At 60.9% G+C, this 9,670-nt stretch carries 5 protein-coding genes and 1 pseudogene; 5 read left to right on the plus strand and 1 reads right to left on the minus strand.

Annotated features, from left to right (window positions below):
* Nucleotides 1-18: 18 nt before the first annotated feature.
* On the minus strand, nt 19-669 hold the full coding sequence (locus AB5Z20_RS08225; protein ID WP_368156908.1) for a hypothetical protein: 651 nt from the start codon (nt 667-669) through the stop codon (nt 19-21).
* Nucleotides 670-712: 43 nt separating this feature from the next.
* Between AB5Z20_RS08225 and AB5Z20_RS08230 the strand changes: the two genes are divergently transcribed.
* The 5 genes and pseudogenes from AB5Z20_RS08230 to AB5Z20_RS08250 all read left to right on the plus strand — a co-directional run.
* Entirely contained in the window at nt 713-1,585 is an 873-nt protein-coding gene (locus AB5Z20_RS08230) for a glycosyltransferase family 2 protein (RefSeq protein ID WP_438861071.1), read from the plus strand.
* A gap of 114 nt (nt 1,586-1,699) precedes the next feature.
* Nucleotides 1,700-2,518, plus strand: a pseudogene (locus AB5Z20_RS08235) (hypothetical protein); the annotation flags it as partial.
* 57 nt (nt 2,519-2,575) lie between these two features.
* Nucleotides 2,576-4,837 (plus strand): C39 family peptidase, encoded by a 2,262-nt coding sequence (locus AB5Z20_RS08240; RefSeq protein WP_368156914.1) that lies wholly within the window; start codon nt 2,576-2,578, stop codon nt 4,835-4,837.
* A 30-nt stretch (nt 4,838-4,867) separates the two neighbouring features.
* Complete coding sequence (locus AB5Z20_RS08245; protein WP_368156910.1) at nt 4,868-7,984, plus strand: NlpC/P60 family protein; 3,117 nt, start codon at nt 4,868-4,870, stop codon at nt 7,982-7,984.
* A gap of 142 nt (nt 7,985-8,126) precedes the next feature.
* The coding region (locus tag AB5Z20_RS08250) for a GH25 family lysozyme (RefSeq protein ID WP_368156911.1) at nt 8,127-9,670 on the plus strand (1,544 nt) is incomplete at its 3' end.

A 9,670-nucleotide genomic window follows, 5' to 3' on the forward strand; every position in this document is an offset into this window, starting at 1 on the left:
GGGTGTTTTCGGCTTCTGTTACTCCGCGTCCTCCAGGGGCGGCATGGGCTTCCAGTCGGGATCCTTGATGATCTTGCGGGCGTCTTTCATGCCGCGGCGCAGCGCTGGGATACCGGTCTTAAAGCATTTGTCGACCGCAGCCAAGCGGATGAACTCTTTGCAGAAGGTCGCGGCGTTGCCCAGGCGGAACAGCACGGGATGATAGTCGCCGTAGATTTGCATGTAGCGGGCCAAAAAGCCGCGGTTGCGCATGATGTAGTAGCGGTTGGTGTCGCTTGTGGAGTTGAGCTGGCGCTTGCCGGCGATGTCCCAGTTAGAGACGGCGCGGGCGCGCTTGAGCACCACGTCGGCAACCACGGCAGCGGGGAAATGCTGGCTGGCAACGTAGCCGTAGCAGGCATCGTCGCCGTAGATGAAGAAGCGCGCGTCGGGCAGGCCGATCTTGTCGACTACGCGACGCGAGAACAGGCCGCCCTCAAAGCACAGCTGATTCATGGCGCGGTAGCCCTCGGGCCCCAGGTCCCACTTGGCGATGGGGTTGGGGATGCCGAGCGAAAGGATGAGCTGGTACTGCCAAAAGAAGGCGCCGCCGTCGAAGTCCAGGCGCGAACCTTGGATGACGTCGTAGCGGTCGGTCCACTTTGCTAGGCGTTTTGCTTCGCTGGACATTTGCGGAACGGTCGAGGAGACTGAGACCCCATTTGTCTACCGCATGCGTTATGCACTGCCGGAGCCTGCGCCACTGGTGAGCATTGTGATTCCCACCAAGGATCACGTCGAGACGCTCGACGCCTGCGTGATGTCGATCGCCCAGAAGGCCACGTATGCCAATTACGAGATCGTCTTGGTGGAGAACAACAGCGAGGCCCCGGAGACGTTTGCGTATTACGAAACCCTGCCGGAATGCGTGGCTGCAGCATCCGAATGCAAGGGCATCGCGCGCGTTGCGTACTGGCCGGGCGAGTTCAATTACTCTCAGATCATCAACTTTGGCGCTGAGCATGCCAAGGGCGACTACCTGTTGCTGCTCAACAACGATACCGAGGTCATAAGCCCCGATTTTATCGAAGAGATGATGGGCTATCTGCAGCGTCCCGATGCGGGTGTGGTGGGCGCCAAACTCTACTTTTCCGATTATTTGGTGCAGCACGCTGGCATTTTGGTCGGCGTGCGTGGCGCACTTGCTCATGCCAACCAGGACTTCTCGGCAAAGCGTGAGGGCTATCTTGCCCGTGCTGTGCGTCCGGGCAACTTTAGTGCCGTGACGGGCGCCTGTCAGATGGTCCGCCGCGATGTGTTTGAGCGAGTCGGAGGCTATAACGAGGAGTTTGCGGTTGGCTTTAACGACGCGGACTTTTGCCTGCGCGTGTGGGTGGCGGGCTACCGTACCATCTTTTCGCCCTATGCCGTGCTGTATCACTACGAGTTCACCTCGCGCGGCAGGGAAGAGGCCAACGAGGAAAAGCTGCGTCGCTGGAAGCGCGAGCAAGCACTGTTCATGCAGCGCTGGCCTGAGTTCTTCCTCGATGGCGACCCATGGCTCGGATCGTACCTGTCCTCCAAGAGCGAGTTTGGCGCCTTGTAGGTTTTCCAAACGATGCGTTGAATCGTTCGGCGCACCATGGCTTGGCTCGCGTCCCCCCAATCTAGTAGACTCTAAACCGTTGCTAGATTAGGGGGATTTTCCATGAGACGCTCCATGAAACGAGTTTCCGGGGCCGCGGCCGCGCTCGCGGTCGCGGCCGCCCTGGCCCTGTGCGGGCCCGCGGCCTACGCCGCCCCCGCCGCGGCGGGGGACGCGCAGCCGCTCCCCGGCGAGGCGCAGACCGCCGACGCGGGGTCCGGCGGGGAGTCCGGCGCCCAGGCCGAGGCCGCGCAGGCCGAGCCGGCCCAGGCCGACGGGGGCCAGGCGGAGCCCGCCCGGGCCGAGGAGGCCGCGCCCGTCTCGCTGTCTTATTCCGCCCACGTCTCCAATATCGGCTGGATGGGCGCCGTCGCCGGCGGCGGGGTCGCCGGCACGACCGGCAGGGGGCTCCCCCTCGAGGCGCTGCGCCTCGTCCTGTCCGACGCGTCGACCGGCGAGCCCCTCGGCGCCGACGCCATATCCGTCGAGGCCCACGTCTCCAACGTCGGCTGGCAGGCCGCCGTCGGCAACGGCGGCACCGCCGGCACCACCGGCCGGTCCCGCGCCGTCGAGGCCCTGAGGGTCAGGCTGTCCGCGGACCTGTCGGCCCGCTACACCGTCTGGTACCGCGTCCACTCCGCCGAGTTCGGGTGGCTCGGCTGGGCGTGCGACGGCGCCGACGCCGGCTCGGCGGGCTACGGCCGCGCCGTCCAGGCCGTCCAGGTCGCGGTCCTGCCCAAGGGCGAACCCGCCCCGGGCGACACGTCCACGCCCTTCGTCGACAGGTCCTCCGAGCCCCCCTCGGTCTCCTACCGCGCCCACGTCGCCGGCATCGGCTGGCAGGGCGCCGTCTCGGACGGCGCCGTGGCCGGCACCACCGGGCAGGGCCGCGCCCTCGAGGCCCTCTCGGGCTCCGTGTCCTGGTACGGGCACGGCTCCTCCTCCCTCGAGGTGAGGGCCCACGTCTCGAACGTCGGCTGGCAGGGCTGGACCTCGGGCGCCGCCGGCACCACCGGGCGCTCCCTGGCGGTCGAGGCGCTCCAGTTCAGGCTCTCCGGCGAGGCCGCCTCGTCCTACGATGTCTGGTACCGCGTGCACTGCTCCGACTACGGCTGGCTCGGCTGGGCCAAGGACGGCGCGTCCGCGGGCACGGTGGGCCTGTCGAAGGCCGTCCAGGCCGTCCAGGTCGTGCTCGTCCCCAAGGGCGGCGCCGCGCCGGGCCCGGTCGGCGGCGCCTTCCGCGGCGCCGGCGAGCGCCTGTCCGGCTCGGCCCTCTCCGTCTCCGGCTCGCCGGCGGGCTCGTCGTTCTCCGGCGGGGTCCTGACGCTCGGCTCCGAGAAGGGACCCGTGCTGGGCTCCGTCGCCGCCGTTGTCGACAACCTCGAGTCCGACGGGTCGGTCGGCTACCGCGGCCTCCTGCTCGGCTCCGGCTGGCAGGGGGAGTCCAGCTCCGACGGGGCGCAGCTCGTCGCCACGGGCGGCGGGTTCCAGCTCAAGGCCGTCCGCTTCGAGCTGTCCGGCGGCCTCGCCGAGCGCTACGACGTCTGGTACCGTTCCTGCGACTCCGCGCGCGGCTGGACCGGCTGGGCGAGCTCCGGCGAGCCCTCCGGCGTCGAGTCGGGCGCCTCGGGCCTCACCGCGGTCCAGGTCGCTCTCGTCGCGAAGGGCGGCGCCGCCCCCGGCCCGACCGAGGGGGCCTTCGTCTCCGGCGCCGCCTCCGGCCCGGCGCTCGTCCTGCAGGGCCATGTCGCGGAGCGCGGCTGGCTGCAGGCGGTGGGCGGCGGCGAGGACGTCGGCACGACCGGCAGGGGCCTCGCGCTCCAGGCGGTGCGCGCCTCCCTCGAGGGGGCGGGCGAGGGGAGCTCCGTCTCCGTCGCGGCCCATGTGGCCGGCATCGGCTGGCAGGACGCCGCCTCCGCCCCCTCCTACGCCGGCACGGTGGGGCAGGGCCGCGCCGTCCAGGCCGTGAGGGTGTCCCTCTCCGGCCCCGTCTCCGATTCCTATGACGTCTGGTACCGCGTCCACGCGGCGGGCTACGGCTGGCTCGGCTGGGCCAAGGACGGCGAGGCCGCGGGCACCGAGGGCCTCGGTGTCCAGGCCGAGGCGCTCCAGGTCGTCCTCGTCGAGAAGGGCGGCGACGCCCCATCGTCGGGCGCCCCCGCCGAGCTCTCCGTCCCCTCGCTCAGCCTCAGGGCCCACGTCTCGGGCGTCGGCTGGCAGGCCGCCGTCGGCAACGGCGGCACCGCCGGCACCACCGGCCAGGCCCGCGCCGTAGAGGCGATCTCGGCCGAGGTCTCCTCGCCGGTCTCCGGCGGCCTGTCCTACAGCGCCCACGTCTCCGGCATCGGCTGGCAGGACGAGGTCTCTGACGGCGCCGTGGCCGGCACCACCGGGCAGGGCAGGGCGGTCGAGTGCGTCAAGATGCGCCTGACCGGCGGCCTCTCCGAGTACTACGACGTGTGGTACCGCGCCTACGTGCAGGACTACGGCTGGCTCGGGTGGGCCAGCGACGGGGCCCGCGCCGGCACGACCGGCATCGGCTACCGCGTCGAGGCGCTCCAGGTCCGCATCCTCGCGAAGGGCTCGGCGGCGCCGGGTCCCACGGAGGGCGCGTACAGGGATCGCCCCTTGCACCCGAATTCGGTTGTCCTCAACGTTCCTTGCACAATGCAGAATCCCGAGCTTCCTACTGGTTGCGAGTCCGTTGCATTGACTAATGCGCTCAACTATTACGGATTTGGGCTGGGCAAAACCGTCATTGCAGATGCGTATATGCCTAAGAGCAGTTGGGATTTTGTTACGGCGTTTTGGGGTAATCCGCATAGCGCTTCGAACGGAAACTGCATATCCGCTCCTGGATTGACCAACACGGCTAATTCTTTTTTGATTAGTCGTGGAAGCAGCTTGCGGGCGTATGACGTCACGGGCACTGGTTTCTATGATCTTTATTCCTATTTGGAAGCCGGACATCCCGTTATTATCTGGTCGACGATAGGCATGCAGAATTTGGGTCGATGCTATGCGACTCAGGCATATGGCGGAAGGATTTATCGAACGTATACCAACTCTCATACCGTTGTTTTAAGAGGCTTTAATCGTTCCCTGGGTACCGTTTACATTGCCGATTCGCTCTCTGGCTATGTCTCTAACTCTGCTGAGCGCATCGCTTCGCTATACTCGCAACGGGGAGCCCAAGCGGTTGTTCTTAAGTAGGTTCGTTAATAGATGAAGGAAGGTGGAATCGTGAGACGTCTCTTTGATGTGTCCGTTTCTATTCTCATGGCTGTCGTGTTGCTCGTGAGTCAAACATGGGTTGTGACCGCTGCATATGCCGATTATTCAATTAGCGGATCTGCTGACTTAGCTAGTTTCAATTCTGAAGACCCGTCCGTCATTGAAGATGGGTCAGTGTCCGAGGGGCAAGAATCGGATGCATCTTCTGTGGTAAGCGAGCTTCAGGATGCGCAGCAGGGTTCATCTGAAGATAGAGATGAAGTTGTTGCTGGCGATTCTGCCGCAAGCAAACAGCTTGCCGTTAAAAACGTAAGCGTTTCTGCCCATGTGCAGAATATCGGCTGGATGAATCCGGTTGGTTCGGGCAAGATTGCCGGAACGACGGGCAGAGGCTTGAATCTTGAGGCACTGAGAATCTCGCTCGAAGTGGATGGGGCTTCCTCTCAAGAGCAGGTTGCAAATGCCCTGTCCGTCGAGGCCCACGTCTCCAACGTCGGCTGGCAGGCCGCCGTCGGCAACGGCGGCACCGCCGGCACCACCGGCCGGTCCCGCGCCGTCGAGGCCCTGAGGGTCAGGCTGTCCGCGGACCTGTCGGCCCGCTACACCGTCTGGTACCGCGTCCACTCCGCCGAGTTCGGGTGGCTCGGCTGGGCGTGCGACGGCGCCGACGCCGGCTCGGCGGGCTACGGCCGCGCCGTCCAGGCCGTCCAGGTCGCGGTCCTGCCCAAGGGCGACCCCGCCCCGGGCGACACTACCTGTCCTTTTAAGAACCATAGTGATGATCCTGCATCGATTTCCATCCGTTCGCATTCATCGAATATTGGATGGATGTCACCCGTGGGAAGCGGGTCTGTTGCGGGAACAACTGGCAGAGGGCTCCCCATGGAGGCCCTCGAAGCTCAGCTTGATTGGTATGGCCATTCGGGTTCTATTCAGCTCAGGGGCCATGTGTCGAATATTGGATGGCAACAGTGGTCTGCGGGGCGCTGCGGCACGACTGGTAAGGCGCAGCGCCTCGAGGCCGTCCAGATTCGCTTGACCGGTGAAGCGGCAGAGAAATATGACATCTGGTACTGCGCTCATGTTTCAGGCATAGGCTGGCTCGATTGGGCCTGCAATGGTGCTGCTGCCGGTTCTGCCGGTAAGGGCAGGGCTATCGAAGCCGTCAAAGTGGTTCTCGTGGAGAAAGGCGGAGCGGCACCCGGCTCTTCAGCCAAGGTCTTTATCGGCGATCCAGATGCTGTTACGGTTTCCGGATCGGCCGTTTCTGGGGAGAGTCTTGGTTCCTCTTCCGGTCAAAAGGCCACGATCGGAGGCAAGGGTGCTAAGATGCTGCACTCGATTTCCCTGAGCGTTGCCGGTCAAACTGATAACGGGTCTATTTCTTATTCCGTTATGGATGGGTATTCAGGCTGGGGCGCCTCGTCAACGGATGGCGGTGCTGTCAAAGCAGTATCAGGAGCTCCTGTTAAAGCGATTAAGTTGTCGCTGAGCGGTCAGCTCGCTGCAAATTACGACATTTGGTATCGAGCATGCGATTCCGGTAATGGTTGGACGGGCTGGACGTCAAATGGTCAGGCATGTGGCGTTTCTGGTGGCTCTTCCGGTTTGTGCGGCATTGAAATTGCGCTTGTGAGTAAGGGCCAGTCTTCGCCTGGCTCCACTGCCAATGCGTTTATCGAAACGTCTGGAATTGGTCTTGTTTCTCAGGCGCACGTTGCTTCTGCGGGCTGGTTGGCTCCTGTTGGCAACGGTGAAACCGCCGGCCAGACGGGCAAGTCCCGCTCCCTGCAGGCGTTGTATGTTGCAACTCAGGGCATCGATGCCTCCGTCGAAGTGTCGGCACATGTTGCGAATATCGGCTGGCAGCCATACGTCTCGGGTGCTGACTATGCTGGCACTGTTGGCAGGGGTCTCGCAATTCAGGCGGTTAAATTAAGACTGACCGGCAACGACGCCTCAAAATACGATATCTACTACCGTATTCATGCGGCGGATTATGGCTGGCTTGGTTGGGCTAAAAATGATGCTGCAGCTGGCACCGTTGGGTTGTCTAAGCAGGCTGAAGCAATTCAAGTTAAGTTGGTTGCTAAAGGTTCATTCGATGCTCCCGCTCAGGATCATGCTGCGTTGATTCAGCTTCCTGGTTTTTCGGCTAAGGTGAACTGTTCCGGTCTTGGCTGGAAAGCGGCCGTTGGCAGCGGCGAGATCGCTGGTACCGTTGGACAGAGCCGCGCCATAGAAGCCATGCAGCTGTCGCTCTCCGATAGTTCCATGAGCGGCGGCATTTCGTATTCCGCTCATGTATCCAATATCGGTTGGCAATCTGCTGTTTCAGATGGGGCTACATCGGGAACTGTTGTCCAAGGACAGCAAATCCAGGCCGTCAAGATTAACTTGACTGGCGAGGTTTCCAATTACTTTGATGTCTGGTATCGCGTCCATGTGTCAAATTATGGTTGGCTTGGCTGGACCAAAAATGGATCACCGGCGGGTACCACGAAGCTTGGCATTCCTGTTCAGGCCTTACAGGTAAAGATTGTCCCCAAGGGCGCTTCCGCACCGGGCTCTACGTTTGATTCGTATTTTGAGACCTATCGATATATGGGATATCAGACCCCCGGTTCTTATCCAAAGGTTAATTGCAACAGCGTGCAGCTTCCTTCGTATTGCACCGGATACTTTACGTACGTCACGCCTTCCCGTATTTCTTATAACGCTTCGCGCCAGGACTGCATTAATGCATTTATCCAGCGTGCTCGTGAATATATTGGAACTCGTTATATCGAGCCTTGGTCTTCTTGGCCGGGAGATGCGGTTGATTGCTCAGGCTTGGTACTGCAATGTCTGTATGCGACTGGCATGGATATGGGTTGGTATAACCCCTATAACCATCGTTGGTTGCCCGAGCAAACCTATAACTCCATGAATTGGTATCGCAACAACACATTTATGCCGGTTAGCACCTCTGCCATGCAGAGGGGAGATGTGGTCTACTACCAGGGTCATATTGGAATCTATATCGGAAACGGTAGAATTATCGATTCGTGGCCGGGAATTGGAGTCACCGAGCGCTCGGTCTATGCTCCTGGTCGTGTAATCGGCGCCGCAAGGCCTTTTGCATAGAGCCATTTGAGGCGCTCCGTAACGGGAGCGTCTCTATTTTGTCTGAATGCCACCGTTGCGTCTCAAGCCTTAAATGCTTGTTTAGAAGTGTGGTAATATAACTTGGTGTCTTCGAAAGTAGTCAATATCTCGGGGGATATATATGAATCGTCTCAAAGCGTCTGCAGCTTTGATTTTCACGCTTTTAATAGCTTGGTCGCAAATCATTCAGCCTTACTGTGCATACGCGTTGTCTGCCCAATCTGTCGCTTCTTCACAGTCGGTGCAGCAATCATCGAATGACTGCGGATTTCAAGGTGAAAGCTCTCAGGATGGGCGGGGCGACGCCTTGGGTTCTCAGGGTGTAACCGAGTGGTATGGTGACGCTGCGGACGCTGCTCGTTCGGATGGGGGCTCAGGCTCAGTTTCTGATGATCAGTCTGGAATCGGGACAGATGAGTCGGACGTTGACGATTCTGCTGGCGAGGCCTCGGCGGATGATTCCATACAGGCGGATTCTCCTGAAGCTGACTCTTTGGAGCCGAATTCCTGGCGTTATGAGAACGGCTTGCTTATTGATGCTGTCTCCGATGGCATCGATGCACAGTCTTTGGCTGACGAAGCTTTGTCCAATGGTGCCGTTGCGCGTGGTATCGATGTCAGCAACTTTCAGGGGACGATTGACTGGAATCAGGTTAAAGCCGCTGGAATAGAATTTGCCATTCTCAAGGTCGGCCCTGTTTACGGCAAACCCGATTCAACGTTTGAACGAAACGCTACCGAATGCGAACGTCTCGGGATTCCTTACGGTGTCTACTATTACTCCTATGCTCGTTCTGTAGCGGATGCAAATAAAGAAGCCGATCGAACGCTTGCTTGGCTCGGTGGCCATCATCCGTCGCTTCCCGTTTATTACGATCTTGAGGATAACTATATCTTGCAGGATCCGAATTTCAGCAAAGATAAGCTCGCTCAGATTGCGCAGACTTTTTGTAACCGTATGGAGGCCGTTGGCTTTAAATCTGGCATTTATGCAAACCTTAACTGGTTTAACAACTATCTGAACTCTCCGTCGCTGAGCGGTTATGACCATTGGGTCGCTCAGTACAATTGGCGTTGTGACTATGCCGGTAGCTACAGTTTCTGGCAGTACTCAAGCAGCGGTAATGTCCCGGGCGTTAACGGACGCTGCGACATGAACTACTGCTTTAATTGGTCTTTTCTCAACGTTGATGACGGTAAGATGCATATCCAATATGAAGCACATGTTTCTAATATAGGCTGGATGAGCAGTAAAAGAGATGGATCAACTGCGGGCACAACGGGACAGTCGAAGGCCGTGGAAGATCTTAAAGTCAGTATTCTGAATCCCGAGGAAGATGGTTCTGTCCAGATCGACGCCCATGTCTCGGGCATCGGCTGGCAGGGATGGGACACCCCCTCGGCGTCCGAGGGCGGCACCACCGGACAGGGCCGCGCCGTCGAGGCCGTGCGCCTGAGGCTCACGGGCTCCCTCGCGAAGGACTACGACGTCTACTACCGCGTCCACGCCTCCAACATCGGCTGGATGGCCTGGGCAAAGGACGGCGAGGAGGCCGGCACCACGGGCTTCGGCAGGAGCGTCGAGGCCGTCCAGATCAGGCTCGTCAAGAAGGGCGACGCCGCCCCCTCGTCCGACGGCGCCAACGTCGACTACGCCTTCAAGAA

Source organism: Collinsella aerofaciens, assembly GCF_040910245.1.
Classification (GTDB): Bacteria; Actinomycetota; Coriobacteriia; order Coriobacteriales; family Coriobacteriaceae; genus Collinsella.